Annotated in this window: 16 protein-coding genes and 2 pseudogenes; 10 read left to right on the top strand and 8 right to left on the bottom strand. The window is 61.6% G+C overall.

Annotation, left to right across the window (positions count from 1 at the left end; all coding sequences use genetic code 11):
• Nucleotides 1–2: 2 nt before the first annotated feature.
• Entirely contained in the window at nucleotides 3–1,454 is a 1,452-nt protein-coding gene (locus ACYP2A_RS07175; protein WP_459743991.1) for an amidase, read from the top strand.
• Here ACYP2A_RS07175 and ACYP2A_RS07170 read toward each other — a convergent pair.
• On the bottom strand, nucleotides 1,451–4,597 hold the full coding sequence (locus tag ACYP2A_RS07170) for a multidrug efflux RND transporter permease subunit (protein WP_459743990.1): 3,147 nt from the start codon (nucleotides 4,595–4,597) through the stop codon (nucleotides 1,451–1,453). The two genes, ACYP2A_RS07175 and ACYP2A_RS07170, sit on opposite strands and share 4 nt — an antisense overlap.
• Nucleotides 4,598–4,618: 21 nt before the next feature.
• Nucleotides 4,619–5,794: an efflux RND transporter periplasmic adaptor subunit gene (locus ACYP2A_RS07165; protein WP_459743989.1), complete on the bottom strand. Its 1,176-nt coding sequence runs from the start codon at nucleotides 5,792–5,794 to the stop codon at nucleotides 4,619–4,621.
• Nucleotides 5,795–5,976: 182 nt separating this feature from the next.
• On the opposite strand from ACYP2A_RS07165, the gene ACYP2A_RS07160 reads away from it, so the two are divergent.
• Nucleotides 5,977–6,531 (top strand): TetR/AcrR family transcriptional regulator, encoded by a 555-nt coding sequence (locus ACYP2A_RS07160; protein ID WP_459743987.1) that lies wholly within the window; start codon nucleotides 5,977–5,979, stop codon nucleotides 6,529–6,531.
• 6 nt (nucleotides 6,532–6,537) lie between these two features.
• Here ACYP2A_RS07160 and ACYP2A_RS07155 read toward each other — a convergent pair whose 3' ends face one another.
• Nucleotides 6,538–6,786 (bottom strand): hypothetical protein, encoded by a 249-nt coding sequence (locus tag ACYP2A_RS07155; protein ID WP_459743986.1) that lies wholly within the window; start codon nucleotides 6,784–6,786, stop codon nucleotides 6,538–6,540.
• A gap of 210 nt (nucleotides 6,787–6,996) precedes the next feature.
• Here ACYP2A_RS07155 and ACYP2A_RS07150 point away from each other — a divergent pair, with 210 nt between their 5' ends.
• From ACYP2A_RS07150 to ACYP2A_RS07115, 8 genes are all read left to right on the top strand, one after another.
• Complete coding sequence (locus ACYP2A_RS07150) at nucleotides 6,997–7,395, top strand: hypothetical protein (protein ID WP_459743984.1); 399 nt, start codon at nucleotides 6,997–6,999, stop codon at nucleotides 7,393–7,395.
• An 87-nt stretch (nucleotides 7,396–7,482) separates the two neighbouring features.
• The gene (locus tag ACYP2A_RS07145) at nucleotides 7,483–8,091 is read left to right on the top strand and encodes an SCO family protein (RefSeq protein WP_459743982.1); all 609 of its coding nucleotides are present in this window, start codon (nucleotides 7,483–7,485) and stop codon (nucleotides 8,089–8,091) included.
• Nucleotides 8,091–8,570: a copper chaperone PCu(A)C gene (locus tag ACYP2A_RS07140; RefSeq protein ID WP_459743980.1), complete on the top strand. Its 480-nt coding sequence runs from the start codon at nucleotides 8,091–8,093 to the stop codon at nucleotides 8,568–8,570. The genes ACYP2A_RS07145 and ACYP2A_RS07140 overlap by 1 nt, the downstream gene beginning before the upstream one ends.
• Nucleotides 8,571–8,636: 66 nt before the next feature.
• Nucleotides 8,637–9,689: an SEL1-like repeat protein gene (locus ACYP2A_RS07135; protein ID WP_459743979.1), complete on the top strand. Its 1,053-nt coding sequence runs from the start codon at nucleotides 8,637–8,639 to the stop codon at nucleotides 9,687–9,689.
• An 85-nt stretch (nucleotides 9,690–9,774) separates the two neighbouring features.
• A complete protein-coding gene (locus ACYP2A_RS07130) occupies nucleotides 9,775–9,957 on the top strand; it encodes a DUF2188 domain-containing protein (RefSeq protein WP_459743978.1) in 183 nt (60 codons plus the stop codon).
• A gap of 233 nt (nucleotides 9,958–10,190) precedes the next feature.
• On the top strand, nucleotides 10,191–11,012 hold the full coding sequence (locus tag ACYP2A_RS07125) for an energy transducer TonB (protein ID WP_459743976.1): 822 nt from the start codon (nucleotides 10,191–10,193) through the stop codon (nucleotides 11,010–11,012).
• Between the two features lie 237 nt (nucleotides 11,013–11,249).
• On the top strand, nucleotides 11,250–11,972 hold the full coding sequence (locus ACYP2A_RS07120) for a MotA/TolQ/ExbB proton channel family protein (protein WP_459743974.1): 723 nt from the start codon (nucleotides 11,250–11,252) through the stop codon (nucleotides 11,970–11,972).
• A 1-nt stretch (nucleotide 11,973) separates the two neighbouring features.
• Nucleotides 11,974–12,375: an ExbD/TolR family protein gene (locus ACYP2A_RS07115; protein ID WP_459743972.1), complete on the top strand. Its 402-nt coding sequence runs from the start codon at nucleotides 11,974–11,976 to the stop codon at nucleotides 12,373–12,375.
• Nucleotides 12,376–12,448: 73 nt separating this feature from the next.
• Here the strand turns inward: ACYP2A_RS07115 and ACYP2A_RS07110 are convergent, their stop codons facing one another.
• From ACYP2A_RS07110 to ACYP2A_RS07090, 5 genes and pseudogenes are all read right to left on the bottom strand, one after another.
• Nucleotides 12,449–14,917, bottom strand: coding sequence for a sensor domain-containing protein (locus ACYP2A_RS07110; RefSeq protein ID WP_459743971.1), 2,469 nt, complete (start codon nucleotides 14,915–14,917; stop codon nucleotides 12,449–12,451).
• 203 nt (nucleotides 14,918–15,120) lie between these two features.
• Nucleotides 15,121–15,849, bottom strand: a complete 729-nt coding sequence (locus ACYP2A_RS07105) for a methyl-accepting chemotaxis protein (RefSeq protein ID WP_459744163.1) — start codon at nucleotides 15,847–15,849, stop codon at nucleotides 15,121–15,123.
• 129 nt (nucleotides 15,850–15,978) lie between these two features.
• Nucleotides 15,979–16,911 (bottom strand): annotated as a pseudogene (locus tag ACYP2A_RS07100) (cache domain-containing sensor histidine kinase); the annotation flags it as partial.
• A 329-nt stretch (nucleotides 16,912–17,240) separates the two neighbouring features.
• Nucleotides 17,241–17,969 carry a methyl-accepting chemotaxis protein gene (locus tag ACYP2A_RS07095; protein WP_459744162.1) on the bottom strand — a complete coding sequence of 243 codons (729 nt, stop codon included), beginning with the start codon at nucleotides 17,967–17,969 and terminating at the stop codon, nucleotides 17,241–17,243.
• A gap of 129 nt (nucleotides 17,970–18,098) precedes the next feature.
• A pseudogene (locus ACYP2A_RS07090) lies at nucleotides 18,099–19,187 on the bottom strand (cache domain-containing protein); the annotation flags it as partial.
• Between the last annotated feature and the right edge of the window lie 116 nt (nucleotides 19,188–19,303).

The following is a 19,303-nucleotide window of genomic DNA, read 5'->3' as shown; positions in this document are numbered from 1 at the left end:
TCATGCAAGACATCCAGGCGCTGTTCGATCAGGAAGACGCCACCGCGCTGGCGGCCCGTGTCCGCAACGGTGAGGTACACCCCGGCGAACTGCTGGAGGCGGCTATCGTCCGGCTTGAGCGGGTTGAGCCGCAACTCAACGCCGTCGTCGAACGGCTTTATGAACAGGCCCGACAGGCTGCCGGGCAGCCGGCTGCCCGCCATGGCCCGTTCGCCGGCGTGCCAACGCTGATCAAGGACCTGTTCTCGCCGCTGGCCGGTGCCCTGATGAGCAACGGCTCGCAGGCGCTGGGCCAGGCGCGTCCGGACTTCGACGGCGAACTGGTCGCCCGCTTGCGCCGCAGTGGCTGCCTGTTGATGGGCACCAGCACGTCGCCGGAATTCGGCACCTCGTACTCGACTGAGTCGGCGCGTTTTGGCGCCACCCGCAATCCCTGGAATCTTGCGCACAGCAGCGGCGGCTCCAGCGGTGGCGCTGCGGCACTGGTGGCGGCGCGCGTGGTGCCGTTTGCCCACGGCAACGACGGTGGCGGCTCGTTGCGCGTACCAGCCTCGTGTTGCGGGGTGTTCGGCTTCAAGCCCAGTCGTGGCTTGTTGCCGTCCGGCCCAATCGTTGGCGAAGGCTGGGCGGGCATGGGCACCGGCCACGCGATTACCCTGAGCGTGCGCGATAGTGCGGCCTTGCTCGACGCCACCGCCGGCATCGACCTCGGCGCACCGTATGCGGCGCCCTTGGCAACGCGGCCGTATCGTCTGGCTGTACAAGACAACCCGGCGCCGCTGCGCATTGCGCTGGTCGAGCAGGTCGGCCCTTGGCCGGTGTCAGCGCACAGCCGGGCCGCGCTCAAGGAGGCGGCGCAACTGTGCGAATCGCTGGGGCATCACGTGGTGCCTGAACGCTTGCCGGTGGTGCTGCCGGAGTTTCTCGATCAGGTCTTCACCATCATCGGCGCCAGCACCCGCAACTACCTGAATGTGCTGGGGCAGATGCGTGGCGCGCCGGTGTTCGAATCAGAAGTCGAGGCGCGCACGCGGATTATCCTGCGCGAAAAAGGCCAGGTCAGCGGCGCGCAATACGCCGCTGCGGTGGAATGGATTCATGCCTTTGGCCGGCGCATGGCGCTGTTCATGCAGGACTACGACATCATCCTCACCCCGACCCTGACGCAGTTGCCGCCCGCCATTGGTGAGCTGAGTGCGCAGGATGACAGTTGGTCGCTGGAGCGGCTGATCGAGCATTTTCACAGCTATTCGCCCTACACCGCCCTGTGCAACGCCAGCGGCCAGCCGGCCATGTCCGTGCCGCTGTACTGGAGCCCCGAAGGGCTGCCGCTGGGCGCGCACTTCATCGGGCGCTTTGGCGAGGATGCCCTGCTGATGTCGCTGGCCGCGCAACTGGAACGTGCACGGCCTTGGCAGGGGAGGGTGCCGCCGGTGAATGCGCAGATGCGCTAAACCCCCGCTCGATCATCCTGCTCTTCTTTGGGCTGCTCATGGCCATGCGGCTTGCGCCGCAGCACCGTCAGTACCCAGACAAAGAAGATCGGCACCAGCACCACCCCCAGCAACGTTGCGCTGAGCATGCCGCCGATCACGCCGGTGCCCAGCGCGCGCTGGCTGGCGGCGCCGGCGCCGGTGGCCAGGGTCAGTGGCACCACGCCGAGGATGAACGCCAGCGAAGTCATCACGATCGGCCGGAAGCGCAGGCGTGCCGCTTCCAGTGCCGCTTCACGCAATGGCATGCCCTGATCCCACTGTTCCTTGGCGAATTCGACGATCAGGATCGCGTTTTTCGCCGCCAGACCAATGATGGTGATCAGGCCGACCTTGAAGTACACGTCGTTGGGCAGGCCCACCGCCGTGACCGCCAGCACCGCGCCCAGCGCCCCGACCGGCACGATGAGGATCACCACCAGCGGGATCGCCCAGCTTTCATACAGCGCGACCATCAGCAGGAACACCACCAGCAACGCCAGCGCAAACAGCGTCGTCGCCTGGCCGCTGGCGATCCGCTCCTGATACGACAGGCCGGTCCATTCATAGCCGATGCCGGCCGGCATCTCACCGATAATCCGCTCCAGTTCCGCCATGACCTGACTGCTGCTGACGCCCGGTGCCGAGTCGCCGGCAATCTTGATCGACGGGTAGCCGTTGTAGCGGGCGATCTGTACCGGGCCTTCTTCCCAGTGCGTGGTGATGAACGCGCCCAGCGGCACCGGGGTGCCGTCACTGTTGGGCACGAACAGCTTGAGCACGCTTTCGGGCGTCATCCGCGAGGCCGATTCAGCCTGTACCACCACCCGTTGCTGGCGCCCGGCATTGGCGAAGTCGCTGATCACCGCCGAACCGAAGGCGGTCGACAGCGCATTGTTGATCGACTCGAAACTCACCCCCAGCGTGCGCGCCTTGTCGCGGTCGATGTCCAGGCGCAGTTGCGGCGCTTCAGCCAGGCCTTCCATCATTGCGTAAAGGAACAGCGGGTTGCCGTTGGCTTGCCCGAGCAACTGGTTGCGCGCATTGAGCAGCGCTTCGCGGCCCAGGCCGCCACGGTCTTGCAGGCGCAGCGAGAAGCCGCCCGAGGTGCCCAGCCCGTCAATCGGTGGCGGCGTCACGGCCATCACTGTACCGTCGCTGATGCTGGCGAACGCCTGGTTGAAGGCTGCTGCTTCATCGCCGGCCGATTGACCGTCACCGCGCACCGACCAGTCTTTGAGGGTCGGGAAGGCGAGGGCGGCGTTTTCGCCCATGCCCGAGAAGCTGAAGCCCAGAATCATGGTCACCGCATCGGTGGCTTCACGCTCGACCAGCCACTTTTCCAGCTCTTTGGCGGTGGCATCGGTACGTGCCCGCGTGGCGCCGGGTGGCAGTTGCACGTCGACGATGGTGTAGCCCTGGTCTTCGATCGGCACGAAGGATTCCGGCAGGCGCAGATAGAAGAAGCCCAGCAGCGCGACGATGCCGACGTAAATCAGCATATAGCGGCCGGTGCGCTTGAGCAGGCTCGAATTGAGCCGTTCGTAGCGCTGGGTCAGGCGGCCGAACAGACGGTTGAAGCCGCCGAAAAAGCCGGTTTTCTCGTGATGCCCTTGCGGGATCGGCTTGAGCAGCGTGGCGCACAAGGCCGGGGTAAAGGTCAGGGCCAAAAAGCCCGAGAACAGGATCGACACCGCCAGCGACAACGAGAACTGCTGATAAATGACGCCCACCGAGCCGCCCATGAACGCCAGCGGCAGAAACACCGCCGACAGCACCATGGTGATGCCGAAGATCGCGCCCGACACCTGGCCCATCGCCTTGACCGTGGCTTTGGGCGGCGACAGGCCTTCTTCGGCCATGATTCGCTCGACGTTCTCGACCACCACGATGGCGTCGTCGACCAGAATGCCGATGGCCAGCACCATGCCGAACATGGTCATCATGTTCACCGAGAAACCCAGCAGGTACATGATCGCCAGCGTACCGGCCAGGCACACCGGCACCACGATGCTGGGGATCAACGTGTAGCGGATGTTCTGCAAGAACAGGAACATCACCACGAACACCAGCGCCATCGCTTCGATCAGGGTGTAGATGACCTTGTCAATAGCGACATCGACGAACCGTGAGGTGTCGTAGGGAACGGAAAATTCCACGTCGTCCGGGAAGTTCACCGACAGCTCTTGCAGGCGTTGCTTGACCGCTTCGGCGGTAGCAATGGCGTTGGCCCCCGGCGACAACTGTACGGCACCGGCCACGGCCAGCTTGCCGTTCAGGCGTGCATCGAAGTTGTAATCCTGGCTGCCGACTTCCAGTCGTGCGACATCGCCCAGCGTGACGTTGGAGCCGTCCTGATTGGCGCGCAGCACGATGCGGGCGAACTCATCGGGGTTATCCAGCGTGCCCTTGACCGCCAGCACGCCGGTCAGCTCCTGGCCCTTGGCACCGGGGCTGCTGCCGAAACTGCCAGCCGGCACCTGAATGTTTTGCGCGCTGATGGCGGTGGTCACATCGGTGATCGACAGGCCATAACCGACCAGCTTCTGCGGGTCGATCCAGACCCGCATCGCCGCTTCCGAGGCAAAGAACTGCAGCTTGCCGACGCCGGGTACCCGGCGCAGTTCGTTATTGACGTTACGCGCCGCATAGTCGGCCAGCGCCACGGTGCTGCGGGCTGCGCTGTCGCCCTTGTAGCTCAGGGCGTAGATCAGCAGAAAGCCGGAGCTGGCCTGCTCGACCTGCAAACCCTGGGTCAGGACCGCCTGCGGCAGCCGTGCTTCGGCTTTCTTGATGCGGTTCTGCACCTCGACCTGGGCCATGTCCGGGTCGGTGCCGGGCTGAAAACTCACGTTGATCTCGGCAATGCCGTTGGCGTTGCTGGTCGACTCGTAATACAGCATCGCCTTGGCGCCGTTGAGCTCCTCTTCGACGACGCTGGTCACCGAGTCGACCAGCACCTTGGCCGAGGCTCCGGGGTAGGTGGCGGTAATGGTGATCTGTGGCGGGGCCACGACCGGGTATTGCGCCACGGGCAGTTGCGGCAGGGCGATCAGCCCGGCGAGCAGAATGAACAGCGCGACGACCCAGGCAAAGTTGGGCCGCTTGATGAAAAAGTCAGACATGGACGTTCCTCGAAGTCGGCCTTAACGGGCGCTGGACGGCTGGCTGTTGGCATCGCCCTGGGGCTGGGCGGCCTTGACCGTGACCTTGTCGCCAGGATTAAGACCGGTCATGGCGCCATGAATGACCTGCTCGCCGGCGTTCAGGCCTTCAAGGATCTGCCAGCGCGCGTCCTGCATCGCACCGGTTTTCACTTCGCGAGCCTGAACGGCACCGTCGTTGCCGATCACCAGCACCTTGGCGGTGCCGTCGCTGCCGCGCTGTACCGCGCGCTGCGGCACCAGAATCGCGTCGTTGCTGACGCTTTGTGGGGTGCGTACACGCACGTACATGCCCGGCAGCAGTAGACCATCGGGGTTGCCGAAGCGGGCACGCAGCGCCACCTGGCCGGTGCTGCGCTCGACGTCGACATCGGTGAACAGCAAGGTGCCGCGACGCTGATAGTCGGTGCCTTCGACACTCAGGGTGAGTGCGTCTTCGCCGCCCTTGGGCAAACGACCGTCCTGCATGGCGGCACGCATGCGCAAGGCTTCGGCCACCGGTTGGGTGAAGTCGACATGCACCGGGTCCAGTTGCTGAATGGTTGCCAGCAGCGTGGTTTCGTTCTGGCCGACCAGCGCGCCTTCGGTGACATCGGCGCGGCCGATACGCCCGGAAATCGGCGCCTTGACCGTGGCATAGCCCAGATTCAACTGGGCGGTTTCGACATCGGCTTGTGCGGCGCGGCGGGCGGCGAGGGCGTTCATTTGCGCGGCCTTGGCGGTGTCATAGGCCTGTTGGCTGACCGCTTCGATCTTCACTAGCGGTTCATAGCGCTTGAGCGTGGCTGCAGCCTCTGCAAGCGTTGCTTCGGTACGCGCCAGGTCGCCCTGGGCTTTGGACAGCGCAGCCTTGAACGGCGCCGGATCGATCTGGAACAGCACCTGGCCGGCCTTGACGTCGCTGCCTTCGGTGAAGTTGCGGCTCAACACAATGCCGGCTACCCGTGCCCGCACTTGCGCGACCCTTACCGGCTCGACCCGACCGGGCAGTTCGCTGACCACAGTGAAGGCTTCGGCCTTGACGGTCATGGCTTCGACTTCCCGGGGAGCGCCTGCGCCGTGTTGACCTGCGGGCTGTTGCTTGTCACAGCCGGTCAGACCCAAAAAGGCCACCAGCGCGATCACTGAAGCGATCTGGGTTTTGCGCATGTTGTTCATTTACATCCCCGGGGCAAGGCCCGTCCGTACCTGGAAACTGGCAATCATCTGGCTTTGTGCTATATGAGTCAATATTGGCTCATATGAAACAATTGTGTGCAATTTTGTCATGGTCATTGAGTCTGTAGACTTTTTCTGCAAAATGTCGCCCACGCTGTCCTTGCCGAGTGAATAAACGCCCCATGGATTTACCCGCTGCCGATGCAAAGTTTCTCAAGGCCCTGGCCATTGCCGTGGTCGATCACCAAAGCGGCACGTTCAAGGACATCGCCGAGGCGGCCGGCGTCAGCAAGGCCACCCTCAATCGCTTTTGCGGCACCCGCGCCAGGCTGATCGAAATGCTTCATGACCACAGCACAGCGGTGATGAACCAGATCATCGCGGACGCTGATCTGCAGCACGCACCGCCGCTGGATGCCTTGCAGAACCTGATCGACGGGCACCTGACGAACCGCGAAATGTTGCTGTTCATGATGGCCGAGTGGCAGCCCGATAGCATGCTCGAAGACGCCGAGGTCCGTCGTTGGCAGCCTTATTCAGACGCTATGGATGCGTTTTTTCTGCGGGGCCAGCATGAGGGGGTGTTTCGCATTGATCTCAGCGCGGCCATGCTCACCGAGGTCTTCGCCTCGCTGATCTTCGGCCTGACCGAATCGCAGCGCCGCGGCCGTGTGGCGCGGGCGGCGATGCCGGGGTTGTTGCGGCAGTTTTTTCTGGACGGGGCCAGCCGTCGTTGAACCCCGTCAGTCTTCGGTATCTTCTTCGTGCCTGAGCGCTGCGCGGTCGGCCAGCTCGCCAAGCGCTTCCTGAACGACGCCGGTGTTGGCGCGGATAGTGCCCAAATGTTCATGAATGCGCGCCAGAACCTGCGGCTCGCCCTGGCGGTCGATCCACAGCGCGATTTCTTCGACGGCGCCGACCAGCGCCGCATTGTTCTCGATCAACCGGTCCAGCAGCGTGACCAGCGGATCGTTGGGCAGATTCTCGGGCATGGCGGTAGCTCCTGTTATTTCGAAAAAGCCTGGCAGAGGTTAGCCGTCTGGCTGGCCAGGTGCTTTTGCTGGCATCAAGGATGAGAACTGTGCGCCATTTTGCCGCACCGGCCTTGCGACCGGGCTGGGTCAGGGCGTACAGCGGCATACGCGTCAGGCACGGCGTAATGGCGGTGTTCGCCCCGGCCGCGCAATGGTAAATTCGCCGCCATGAAATTCGTCCGCACTCATCGCCCCGTTGTCGCTTGCCTGCTGGCCGCTCTGGTCTTGCTCGGCGCAATGGTGTGCAGCCTCGGTCATGGCCGCATGCTGGCGATGTTGCAGCCTGTGCCGGCTACCGAAATCTGCGGCGATGGCGCCGTCCTCGCGGCTTCAACGCAGACAGCGGCCAGTGCCGGGCATCATTTGCGGCACGATGCGCATGGGTTGCTCATGCAACTGGCGCTGTTCGACTGTGCCTTTGCCAGCAAACTGAGCAATGCCCTGATCACCTTCATCGCCGTTGGCTGGCTGTTGCGGGTGGGGTCTGGCCGCCTGGTTGTGCCTGAGCGTCGCGACTGGCCACCGAGCCGGCATACCTCTCCCGGCAGGGTCGCGCAAGCGCCTTGAGCGCGCCGCCATCCCTGCCGAGGGCCTGCGCCGTTTCTGGCGTCGCAGGCCTGCCTGATTCCCGATCCTGGAAAAGGACCGTAGTGCATGAGCCATCATTTATCCCGCCGCCAGGTCGTCGCCGGACTGTCCATGCTGAGCATGGGCGGCCTGCTGGCCGGCTGCGGAAACTCCAATGTCTTGCCGTTCAAGCACGGCAAGGACATGAGCAACGAGATTGTCGGGCGCAACTTCAAGTTGCGCGATGTCGACGGCAACTACAAAAGCCTGTCGAGCTTTCGCGGCTACATGCCGTTGGTGTTCTTCGGCTTCACCCAATGCCCGGCCGTGTGCCCCACGGCCCTGGCGCGTGCGGCGCAGATCAAGAAACTGATGGGCGCCGATGCGCCGATCTTTCAGGTGGTCTTCATTACCCTGGACCCCGAGCGCGACACGCCGCAGATCATCGACAAGTACGTCAAGGCTTTCGACCCCAGCTTTGTCGCGCTGTCCGGCACCCTCGAAGAAACCGCTGCGGTGGCCAAGGAGTTCGGCGTGTTCTATGAAAAGGTGCCGCTGGGCGATACCTATACGATCTCGCACACCTCGACCAGTTACGTCTACGACTCGCGCGGCGTGCTGCGCCTGAGCCTGTCGCATCGCCTCACCGCACAACAATGCACCGAAGATTTGCTCACTCTTATGGAAGTCTGCTGATGAATACCCTGACCCGTACCTCTTTGAAGATGGCCGTGGCGGCCCTGACCCTGATCGGCCTGAGCCTGCCGGCACACGCCGACACGCAAGTGCACGACGCCTGGGTGCGCGCCACCGTCACCGGCCAGCCGGCCACCGGCGCCTTCATGCACCTGACCGCCAGCACCGACAGCAAGCTGGTCGGCGTGTCGTCGCCGGCGGCCAAGACCGTCGAGGTTCACCAGACCACGATGAAAGACGATGTGATGAGCATGAAACCGGTCAGCAGCGTCGACCTGCCCGCCGGCAAGACCGTGGTGTTCGACGCCAATGGCTATCACGTGATGCTGATCGGCCTGGTGGCGCAGGTGAAGGAGGGCGACCAGGTGCCGCTGACCCTGACCGTGCAGGATGACAAGGGCGCGCGGCAGACCCTGGAAGTGCTGGCGCCGGCGCGGGCCTTGAACAGCGATGCGCATGGCGCGCATGCGGGGCATTGAGGGTATTAGGCCAAGGCAGTGTTCAGGCGTGCGAGAGGATGTTGCATGAGGAGGGTGGCGGTATTGATGGCTATGGCTTTTTCGGGCCATCTCTCAGCGCTGGATTTGTCGAGCCCGCTGGAAGACTTCAATCACATGCCGCCTTCGGAGCCGTCGATCGTCAGCACGGATGCTGACTTGACCCGGCGCTTCACCGGCAAGCAGTTCATGTGCACCAAGGTCGAAGACCATACGCCGCAAGAAAGCGAAACGGCGGCCCGGGCCTTTGATGAGTTCAGGGTGTATTCCCTGATCGGCGAGCGGGACGAGAGCTTCTGGTCAGACAGTGCTCATCGTCAGCGCCGGGATGCGTTGCGTGATGCTGCGGTCAAGGCGGGCGGCTGGAGGGCCGACTATGTAGACGTTCTTTGGCAATTGCGTGGGGAAAGAAAGCCTGACGTGGTGAACGAACTGTCTGTACGACTGCAAACGCTGGCAACCACCGTACCGATGGCGATGTACCGCTACGGCAGGTTTCTCTGGCCTTACCAGAACAGCGACATGTACTACTTGGAGGATGCGGCGATTGACCGCGGCAGTCCTCAGGCAATGACCTATGTAAGCAACACGATTCTTGTGCGCGCCAAAGCGTTGTTTCCTCTCGCCAGGTCCATGCTCGAATGTGCTGCCAGCCAAGGGCATGCGCAAGCGTATGAAGGGCTGGGGACCCTGGCGCACAGGGAAGGGCGTCGACTGGATGCTTATCGTCTGTGGGTAAAAGGTATCAATGAGGGATGTGAAGACTGCATCGAGAACCTGCAACAGCTCAAGCAGGCACGCGCCAATACCCCTGAGAAACGAGAGCGTAAAAGACAGTTGCTGGAAAAACTGAAGTCGGCAGACCCATCCAGTGCTGAAAAGTATGGAGAGGAACTGGCATCTCTGAGGTTTCAGGATATCCAGATGCAAATTCCCGAGCTTGAGCGGCTGAAAAAGTTTTATGCCGACAATTTTTTATATGAGGTGACCGAGCTTCCCGAGTTCAGGCTGCGTCCTTCCGGTGATGTGCTTTTTTATCCGGACGACTCGGAGTTGCTGTTGTTATTGCAGATAGAGGCAGGGCTTGTAGACCTGCCTTGACACGCCTGTGCCCAACGGTGCTCACAGCCTGGCGTTACAGGTGTAAGGTAGGCGTTGCAACACACCCGCATCCGTGGAGGTGAATATGAGTGCTTCAATGCTTCATAAACAGCAAGTCAACGGTTATCAGGTGATCAGTGTCAATCACGGCCCGTGGCGGGTCTGCACCGATCATGACCGGCTGGCGACCTTCAACACCCGTGACGAGGCAATGGCCTATGCGGTCTGCCTGCCCAGGCGAGCGGAAAAGCTCGCCACCCAGCACTAAGCGCGCCTTACAAAGCGCCTGCTGAAAAGCCCCTGACTGTCGTGGACGGTCAGGGGCTTTTTGTTGTGCCAAAATAATTCCTATATGTCTTTTTTGAATAATTGGAGAACTAAATATTCCTTTCGGGAGCATAGGGTTTCAGAGATGATTGCCCTCAACGCAAAACACTTGAAGAAAGGTGACTGATACCAACAGAACCTGGATTTTTACTGAAAAAATGCAGGAGTGAATCAATGGGCAATGTCCAGACCGCTGCCAGTGCACTTGAGGTGCCTCGGCGCCAGGCGCCAAGCGGTGAGTTGGTCGACCTGGGCCGTCCTTACCGTGGCCCCTTGGCGCTGTCGCGATTGCACAGCACGCCCAAGCGGGTTCTGGGCCGCCGGGAAGGGATTCTGTTGGGCGTGTTCGCCGTGGTCTTGCACAGTGCCGTGATCTACTGGGTCGCCCAGAATCCGACGCCTGCCTTGCCGGTCGTGCCGCCGGAAATTCCGCCGATGACCATCGAGTTTTCATCGCCGACGCCACCTGCGGTCGAGCCGCCACCACCGCCACCGGTTGTCGAGCCACCACCTCCGGTGGTCGAGCCGCCGCCACCGGTCGAGGACGAACTGGCTGTCAAACCGCCGCCACCGCCAAAACCCAAGCCTAAGCCTGCGCCAAAACCTGTGCCAAAGCCGGTACCCAAGCCTGTCGAGCAGCCACCGGCGCCGACGCCGCCTGCGCCCGCACCGGTTGCGCCACCGGCGCCGCCAGCACCGCCTGCGCCCAAGCCGGTAACCCCGCCTTCGGCCAACGCCGGTTACCTGCGTAACCCGGCACCGGAATACCCGTCGCTGGCCATGCGCCGCGGCTGGGAAGGCACCGTGCTGCTGCGGGTCCATGTACTGGCCAGTGGGCGTCCGGGCGATATCCAGATTCAGAAGACCAGCGGTCGCGACCAGCTCGACGAAGCCGCTGTCACGGCCGTCAAGCGCTGGAGCTTTGTACCTGGCAAGCAAGGCGACCAGCCGGTCGATGGCTGGGTAAGCGTGCCGATCGACTTCAAACTCAAATAGGGCACCTCTAAAAACTACCTGCGTTGTCATCGCTGCGTTAAAAACAGGCTCAGAATGCTCATTTACAACCCGTAAACTCCGCTTCCTCGCCTGTTTTTGCCTTGCGCTGACTGCCTCGCCAACGTTTTTAGAGGCACCCAAATAACGCTTCACCCGAATTTTCCAAATTTCAGCGGGCGACCTGACAAAAGGAGCATCGCATACCCGACCTGATGCATTTGCACGAGAGTACCGCACATGAACCTGTTGACCGATTCCCCCTTCGAAAGCGTTGAACACAGCGTTATCTGGCTGTTGATTCTGTTCTCTGTCGCCACGTGGGGCCTGGCCCTGCTCAAGGGCGTGCAGTTCTCCCGCCTCAAGGGCCAGGACAAGGCGTTCCACAAGCAATTCTGGGCTGCCTCAAGCCTGGACTCGGCCGCCGAGCTGGCTCACGACAAGCCAGGCGCCGCTGCCCGTGTTGCCCAGGCCGGCTACGCAGCCATTCAGGTTCAGGAACATGCCCAGACCGATCTGAGCCAGTCGATCAACCATCAAGACCGTCTGGAACGTGCCCTGCGTCAGCAGATCGTTCGTGAGCGCCGCTCGCTGGAAACCGGCCTGGCCGTACTGGCCAGTATCGGCAGCACCTCGCCGTTCATCGGCCTGTTCGGTACGGTGTGGGGCATCATGTCGGCCCTCAAAGGTATCAGTGCCGCCGGCTCTGCCAGCCTTGAAACCGTCGCCGGCCCCATCGGTGCCGCTCTGGTCGCCACCGGCGTCGGTATCGCCGTCGCAGTCCCTGCGGTACTGGTTTACAACTATTTCCTGCGCCGCCTGAAGCTGACCGCTGCCGATCTGGACGATTTCGCCCATGACTTCTACAGCCTGGCCCAGAAGCATTCGTTCCGCGTCCTGCTGCACCCGGTGCTGAAATCCGGCGCCACTGCCAGCGGCCAGAAAGTGAAGGAGGCGTCCTGATATGGCCTTTTCGACCCAGGACAGTGATGAAGTCCTCAGCGAGATCAACGTAACGCCGCTGGTGGACGTGATGCTGGTACTGCTGGTGGTGTTCATCGTGACCGCCCCCTTGCTGACCAACTCGATCCCGATCAACCTGCCCAAGACCGAGGCCGTTGCCCCGGCCGAGCAGAAGGATCCGCTGGTGGTGAGCATCGATGGCGAAGGCAAGGTGTTCATCAACAAGGATGAAATCAAGGCCGACCTGCTGGAAACCAACCTGCAGGCGGCCAAGAACAAGGACCCACAAGTGCGGGTCCAGTTGCAGGCCGATAACGGCGTGAACTACGGCGAGGTGGCACGTGCCATGGCCTCCATCGAGCGCGCCGGCATTACCAAATTGTCGGTGATCACCGCGAAGTAAACGCGTTACACCCTTCAAGTACAGTGAGCTTCAGGCCGTCCCGTCAAGGCATAGGGGGCGGCCTTTTTTTGCTTCAGCGTTTCTTGCGCTCGCTGATCGGCACCGGCCGGCCAAACAGATAACCTTGCAAATGCGAACAGCCCTCTGCTTTCAACAGGGCAAATTGCTCAGGGGTTTCGACGCCTTCTGCGGTGGTCTTGATCAACAGGCTGCTGCTGATGCCGGTGATGGCGCGGATGATCGACATGGCTTCGCGGCTGTTGTCCATCTCATGCACGAACGACTTGTCGATCTTGATCCGGTCGAACGGGAACGAGCGCAAGTACCCCAGTGACGAATACCCGGTGCCAAAATCGTCCAGTGCGATGCCCACGCCCAGCGATTTGAGGGCGCGCAGGGTCTGGATGTTCTCTTCGCTGTTTTCCAGCAATACGGATTCGGTGATTTCCAGTTCCAGACGATGCGGAGCCAGGCCAGAGTCGTCCAGTGCCAGCTTGATGATGTTGACCAGCTCGCGGTTCTTGAACTGCGCCGGCGACAGGTTGACCGCCACGCTCTGCTCGGTCCCCCAGGTGCAGGCTTCCTGGCACGCCAGGTTCAGGGCACGGGTGCCGACTTCGTGAATCAGCCCGGTTTCTTCGGCCAGCGGGATAAAGTCCATCGGCATGATCAGCCCCTTGCTCGGGTGCTGCCAGCGCATCAGCGCTTCATAGCCGGTGATGCGGGTGTCGTCGATACCGACAATCGGTTGGTAATAGAGCTGCAATTGCCCCAGATGCAGGGCCTTGCGCAAGTCGATTTCCATGCTGCGGCGGCGTTGTGCCGCCTCGGCCATGTCCTGGTGGAACACTTCATAGCGGTTGCGGCCGTTGCGCTTGGCTTCATACAGCGCCATGTCGGCGTGCACCAGCAACTGGTCGCTGGGCAACTGCGCATTGCGGGTAACGGCAATGCCGATGCTGACGCCGATCAGGAAGTTATGGCCATCCATCAGGAACGCCGGCGCAATGCAGTCGATAACCCGGCGCGCTGTGCGATAAGCGTCCTCGGGGTGTTCCAGGCGAGGCAGGACGATGGCGAACTCGTCACCACCCAGCCGCGCCAGGGTGTCTTCTTCACGCAGTACACCGCGCAGGCGTTCGGCCACGGCACGCAGCAGTTTGTCGCCAAAGGCGTGACCAAAGGCATCGTTGATGTTCTTGAACTTGTCCAGGTCCAGGCACAGTGTGGCGACACTGCCTGAGTGCGAGGCGCAGTCTTTAAGTGCCGTTTCAAGCTGTTCGTGCAACAGGGTGCGGTTGGCAAGGCCCGTCAGCGCGTCGTGGTGCGCCATGTGGTGAATCTGCTCGCGCGCGGCGATTTCGTCGGTCACGTCTTCGGCGATCAGCAGCACATAGTCTGCTTGCGCTTCATGGTCGACGCGTCGCAGGGTCTTGGTGCGCAACACACGCGGGCCGATGGCGGTGCGCAGGCGGTTTTCGGTCTGGCGCATCGCCGGTTGCTTCAGGCACGCGTTGGTCTGCTCCTTGATGTAGCCGGCCAGAGCCTTGGGCATACAGGCATCCGCCTGCTGGCCGATCATGGGCTGGTCGTCGGTGCTGAAGAGGCGCTGCGCCTGTTCGTTGATCAGCAGAATCTGGCGGGTTTGCGCGTCCTGCACGATCACGCTGGCCGGAATGCTGCCGATCACCGAGTCGAGAAAGCGCGACAGGGCGGCCATCTTTTCGCTGTAGCGCTCGGCCAGCTCTTTGGCGGCCAGCACTTCAAGTTCGGCGTTGCGGCGTTCGGTGATGTCGCGGGTGACCTTGGAAAAGCCGATCAACTGACCGTCGTCGTCATGGATCGGCATGATCACCACGTGGGTCCAGAAGTGCGTACCGTCCTTGCGCAGCCGAATGCCTTCGGCCTCGAAGCGGCCTTCGCAGCGTGCCGTAGTCAGGCCCTGCTGCGGCAGGCCACGGACGCGGTCGTCAGGGGTGTAGAACACCGAAAAGTGCTGGCCGACGATTTCGCCGGCCTGATAGCCCTTGGTGCGTTCGGCGCCAGCGTTCCAGTTCACGACATGGCCGTCGATGTCGAGCATGTAGATGGCGTAGTCGGTCACGCCTTGTACCAGCAGGCGAAAGCGTCGCTCCTGCTCGCGCTGGGCCAGTTGCGCCTGGCGCTGGCTGGTGCAGTCGCGGGTGATCTTGGCAAACCCGATCAACTCGCCGTCGTCGTCATGAATCGCGTCGATGACCACATGCGCCCAGAACACGCTGCCATCCTTGCGCACCCGCCAGCCCTCTGCCTCGAAGCGTCCGGTGGCGCGTGCGGTCTCAAGGCCGATCATCGGCGTATTGCGTGCGCGTTCTTCTGCGCAATAGAACACGGAGAAATGCTGACCGACGATTTCGGCGGCCCGGTACTGCTTGGCCCTTTGGGCCCCGCTGTTCCAGTTGGCGACGATTCCCTCGGGGGTCAGCATATAGATGGCGTAATCGACCACGCTCTGGACCAGCAGGCGATACATCACATCCGGGTTTTCAACTACCAAAGTCATTTTTTGAGCGCGCCATCCTGAAATAAGGCAATCCGTTCATTCGCCTGGCGCATGAAACAGAGCGCTTCGATCAGGCAAATGGCTGATTGCCATTATTTCATGTGAGGGTATTGCTGTGTGACCGCCTGGTCACTTATTTGCTACGACTTTGGGATGAATAAACGCATTAGAGAATGAGGGGCAATGCTGATTGCCCCTTTTAATCATGTACGGAATTTACGCACCAGACCGTCCAGTTCATTGGACAACGACGCCAGGCTTTGTGAATCGGTGCGCGCCGATTGCGCCAACGTCACGACCAGTTGCGCATCGCCATGAATCTGGCTGATGTGGCGGTTGATGTCCTCGGCGACCTGATGCTGTTCTTCGGCAGCGGTGGCGATCTGGGTGTTCATGTCGCGGATCACGTCCACCGATTCGCGGATCTGGCCAAAGCTGGTGCGTGCATGGCCGATCTTGCTGACCGACTGTTGCGACACCTCAAGGCTGGCATGCATTTGCTGCGCCACCGAAGCGGTACGACGGGCGAGGTTGCCCAGCAAGCCGTCGATCTCGGCAGTCGAGTCGGCGGTGCGCTTGGCCAGTGCCCGAACCTCGTCGGCCACCACGGCAAAGCCGCGCCCCTGTTCACCGGCGCGTGCCGCTTCGATCGCCGCGTTAAGCGCCAGCAGGTTGGTCTGCTCGGCAATCGAGCGAATGGTGTTGAGGATCGACTGGATGTCGTTGCTGTCTTTCTCCAGTTGGGTCATGTGCTGGGCTGAACGTGAGATTTCTTCACTCAGGCGGTCAACGCTTTCGACCGCATCGTCGATCTGCTTTTGCCCGGCCCGCGCCTGTTGCTGGCTGGTGTCGGCCGAGTCTGCGGCCTGGCTGCACGAGCGCGCGACTTCGTTGGCGGTGGCGACCATTTCATGAAAGGCCGTCGAGACCATGTCCACCGCTTCGCGCTGGCGGTTGGCGGCTTCGGCCATATCGCCCGACACCCGGGTGGCCGTGTGCGAGGCGTCCAGCACGCGGCTGGCGGCCTGGGTAATGTGCTGGATCAGGCTGCGGATGGCACCGAGAAACTGGTTGAACCAGCCGGCCAGTTGCGCGGTTTCGTCGTTGCCACGCACCGGCAGGGTCACGGTCAGGTCGCCTTCGCCCTGGGCGATGCCTTCCAGGCCGCTGGACACGCCATTGATCGGCCGCACGATCAGGCTGGCAAAGCTGGCGCCGACCAGTGCGAAGACCAGCGCCAGCACAGCGGCAATAATGCCGATCAGCCAGGTCAGTTTATTGGCCGAGGCCATGACTTCGTCCTGCTTGATCAGGCCAATGAAGCTCCAGCCCAGTTTATCGGCCGGATAGACGTTGGCCATGTAGCGTTCGCCATTGATTTGCACCTGGCGCAGGCCCTGGCCGGCCTTGGCCAGTTCACTGTAGCCACCGCCCAGTTCGGCGAGTTTCTTGAAGTTGTGCTCGGGTTGTTTGGGGTCGACCAGAATGGTGCCGTTGTTTTCCATCAGCATCAGGTAGCCGCTTTCACCCAGCTTGATCTGCTTGATGATGCCGGTCAGTTGCTTGAGCGACACGTCGATATTGACCACGCCGCCAGCGCTGCCCAGCGCATTGTCGATGGCGCGTACGGTGCTGACCAGCACGGCATCGTCACCGGCCCAGTAATAAGCCTCGGTACGAATGGCTTTGCCAGGGTTTGCCAGCGCTGTCTTGTACCAAGGCCGTACCCTCGGGTCATAGTTGTTGATGGTCTGGCCTTCGGGCCACGGCACATAGCTGCCATTGCCCAGGCCGTAGGCGATGTAGCTGTAGGCCGGGTGGCTGGCGCCCAGGCGGTTGAACAGGGCAACAATGTTCTTGTCGGTGTCCGACTCGGGAATGCTTTTGCTGTCGGCGCCCATGTAGCTTTTGACGTCATTGCCGGCCTTGGTCAGCAACGGATTGGCCGCCAGGTATTCGACGTTCTGGGTAATGGCATCGAAGAACAGTTGCATGGCGTTCTCGACCTGACGAATTTCACGCCCGCTGCTGTCGACGAAGCTATCGGTGGCTTCGGTGCGCAGATTGACGATGACGATGCTGGCAACCACGACGATGGGCAGGCAGGCGATAACCGCAAACGCCCCTGTCAGCTTTTGCTTGATGTTCATGTTGTCTCCGGATTGTTCTTATCTTCCATGATCACGCCACTGCTGATGCACGCAGGCGAGGTCCTCCCAGGAAATCCGGGAACTTCGGAAATGTGACGATGTTATCTCGGCCGACGAACGGTTTTCTTTAAGACAAAAGGCCCTGTTCAGGGCCTTTCGGGGGAGGGTGCAGGTCAGGTGCGAAACTTGCGCACCAGGCCGTCCAGCTCATTGGACAACGATGCAAGGCTTTGCGAATCGACACGTGCCGACTGCGCCAGCTCGACAACCAGTTGCGCATCGCCGTGAATCTGGCTGATGTGGCGGTTGATGTCTTCGGCAACCTGATGCTGCTCTTCGGCGGCAGTGGCGATCTGGGTGTTCATGTCGCGGATCACATCCACCGACTCGCGGATCTGGCCGAAGCTGGTGCGCGCCTGGCCGATCTTGCTCACCGACTGTTGCGACACTTCGAGGCTGGAGTGCATCTGTTGCGCCACCGACGCGGTGCGACGGGCCAGGTTGCCCAGCAGGCTGTCGATTTCGGCAGTCGAGTCGGCGGTGCGCTTGGCCAGCGCACGGACCTCGTCGGCGACCACGGCAAAGCCGCGACCTTGCTCGCCGGCCCGTGCCGCCTCGATGGCGGCGTTGAGGGCCAGCAGGTTGGTCTGCTCGGCAATCGAACGAATGGTGTTGAGGATCGACTGGATATCGTTGCTGTCTTTCTCCAGTTGCGACATGTCCTGGGCTGAGCGTGAGATTTCTTCACTCAACCGGTCGACGCTTTCTACCGCATCGTCGATCTGCTTTTGCCCGGCGCGCGCCTGTTGCTGGCTGGTGTCGGCAGAATCCGCCGCCTGGCTGCACGAGCGCGCGACTTCGTTGGCGGTGGCGACCATTTCATGGAAGGCGGTCGAAACCATGTCGACCGCTTCGCGCTGACGGTTGGCGGCTTCAGCCATGTCGCCGGAGACGCGGGTGGCGCTTTGCGAAGAGTCAAGAATGCGCGAGGCGGCCTGGCCGATGTGCTGGATCAGGCTGCGAATGGCACCGAGAAACTGGTTGAACCAGCCGGCCAGTTGTGCCGTTTCGTCGTTGCCACGCACCGGCAAGGTCACGGTCAGGTCGCCTTCGCCTTGGGCGATGCCTTCCAGGCCGCTGGACACACCGTTGATGGGCCGCACGATCAGGCTGGCAAAGCTGGCACCGACCAGGGCAAAGACCAGCGCCAGTACGGCGGCGATAATGCCGATCAGTAAGGTCAGTCTGTTGGCCGAGGCCATGACTTCGTCCTGCTTGATCAGGCCGATAAAGCTCCAGCCGAGTTTGTCGGCCGGATAGACGTTGGCCATGTAGCGCTCGCCGTTGAGTTCGACTTCGATCAGGCCTTTGGGTGATTTGGCCAGCTCGGCAAAGCCGCCGCCCAGTTCACCAAGTTTCTTGAAGTTATGCTCGGGCTGCTTGGGGTCGACCAGCACATTGCCGTTGTTTTCCAGCAACACCAGATAGCCGCTTTCGCCCAGCTTGATCTGCTTGACGATGTTGCTCAGTTGTTTGAGCGACACGTCGATATTGACCACGCCACCGGGGTTGCCCAGCGAGTTGGGAATGGCGCGGATGGTGCTGACCAGCACGGCATCGTCGTTGGCCCAGTAATAAGCCTCGCTGCGCACGGTCTTGCCGGGGTTGGCCAGCGCGGTCTTGTACCAGGGGCGCACGCGCGGGTCGTAGTTTTTCAGGGTCTTGTCTTCGGGCCACATGGCGTAGCTGCCGTTGGCCAGACCATAGGACACATATGAATAAGAAGGGTGGCTCTGCGCCAGACGAGTGAACATGTCGAACAACTGCTTATCGGTTTCCGATGCCGGTATTGTCGTCGGGTCGGCGCTCATGAAACTTTTTACGTCGTTGCCAGCATTGGCCAGCAACGGGTTGGCGGCCAGGTATTCGACGTTCTGGCTGATGCCATCGAGAAACAACTGCATGGCGTTCTCGACCTGGCGGATTTCACGTCCGCTGTTGTCGACAAAATCGTCCGTGGCCTCGCTGCGCAGATTGACGATCACAATACTGGCTACAACGACGATGGGCAGGCACGCGATGACCGCGAACGCCCCTGTCAGCTTCTGCTTGATATTCATAAGGCTCCGGATTTCTTTTTATACATCGCAAATCACAATTGCTGATGCACGCCGCGTGCCGATCTTTGCAAGACCGTTACTTCACAGGCGTACAGTAAGAGCGTCGGCTTGGCTGG

The sequence above is a fragment of the Pseudomonas sp. 3A(2025) genome (genome assembly GCF_054589175.1).
The sequence above is the reverse complement of the archived record's forward strand: the minus strand, read 5'-3'. Positions and strand labels throughout refer to the sequence as shown.

Bases quoted from the DNA above. Each gene is read 5' to 3' on its own strand.
- ACYP2A_RS07175 (WP_459743991.1), top strand. From the start codon at position 3: ATGCAAGACATCCAGGCGCTGTTCGATCAGGAAGACGCCACCGCGCTG.
- ACYP2A_RS07170 (WP_459743990.1), bottom strand. From the start codon at position 4,597: ATGTCTGACTTTTTCATCAAGCGGCCCAACTTTGCCTGGGTCGTCGCG.
- ACYP2A_RS07165 (WP_459743989.1), bottom strand. From the start codon at position 5,794: ATGAACAACATGCGCAAAACCCAGATCGCTTCAGTGATCGCGCTGGTG.
- ACYP2A_RS07160 (WP_459743987.1), top strand. From the start codon at position 5,977: ATGGATTTACCCGCTGCCGATGCAAAGTTTCTCAAGGCCCTGGCCATT.
- ACYP2A_RS07155 (WP_459743986.1), bottom strand. From the start codon at position 6,786: ATGCCCGAGAATCTGCCCAACGATCCGCTGGTCACGCTGCTGGACCGG.
- ACYP2A_RS07150 (WP_459743984.1), top strand. From the start codon at position 6,997: ATGAAATTCGTCCGCACTCATCGCCCCGTTGTCGCTTGCCTGCTGGCC.
- ACYP2A_RS07145 (WP_459743982.1), top strand. From the start codon at position 7,483: ATGAGCCATCATTTATCCCGCCGCCAGGTCGTCGCCGGACTGTCCATG.
- ACYP2A_RS07140 (WP_459743980.1), top strand. From the start codon at position 8,091: ATGAATACCCTGACCCGTACCTCTTTGAAGATGGCCGTGGCGGCCCTG.
- ACYP2A_RS07135 (WP_459743979.1), top strand. From the start codon at position 8,637: ATGGCTATGGCTTTTTCGGGCCATCTCTCAGCGCTGGATTTGTCGAGC.
- ACYP2A_RS07130 (WP_459743978.1), top strand. From the start codon at position 9,775: ATGAGTGCTTCAATGCTTCATAAACAGCAAGTCAACGGTTATCAGGTG.
- ACYP2A_RS07125 (WP_459743976.1), top strand. From the start codon at position 10,191: ATGGGCAATGTCCAGACCGCTGCCAGTGCACTTGAGGTGCCTCGGCGC.
- ACYP2A_RS07120 (WP_459743974.1), top strand. From the start codon at position 11,250: ATGAACCTGTTGACCGATTCCCCCTTCGAAAGCGTTGAACACAGCGTT.
- ACYP2A_RS07115 (WP_459743972.1), top strand. From the start codon at position 11,974: ATGGCCTTTTCGACCCAGGACAGTGATGAAGTCCTCAGCGAGATCAAC.
- ACYP2A_RS07110 (WP_459743971.1), bottom strand. From the start codon at position 14,917: ATGACTTTGGTAGTTGAAAACCCGGATGTGATGTATCGCCTGCTGGTC.
- ACYP2A_RS07105 (WP_459744163.1), bottom strand. From the start codon at position 15,849: ATGGTCTCGACGGCCTTTCATGAAATGGTCGCCACCGCCAACGAAGTC.
- ACYP2A_RS07095 (WP_459744162.1), bottom strand. From the start codon at position 17,969: ATGGTTTCGACCGCCTTCCATGAAATGGTCGCCACCGCCAACGAAGTC.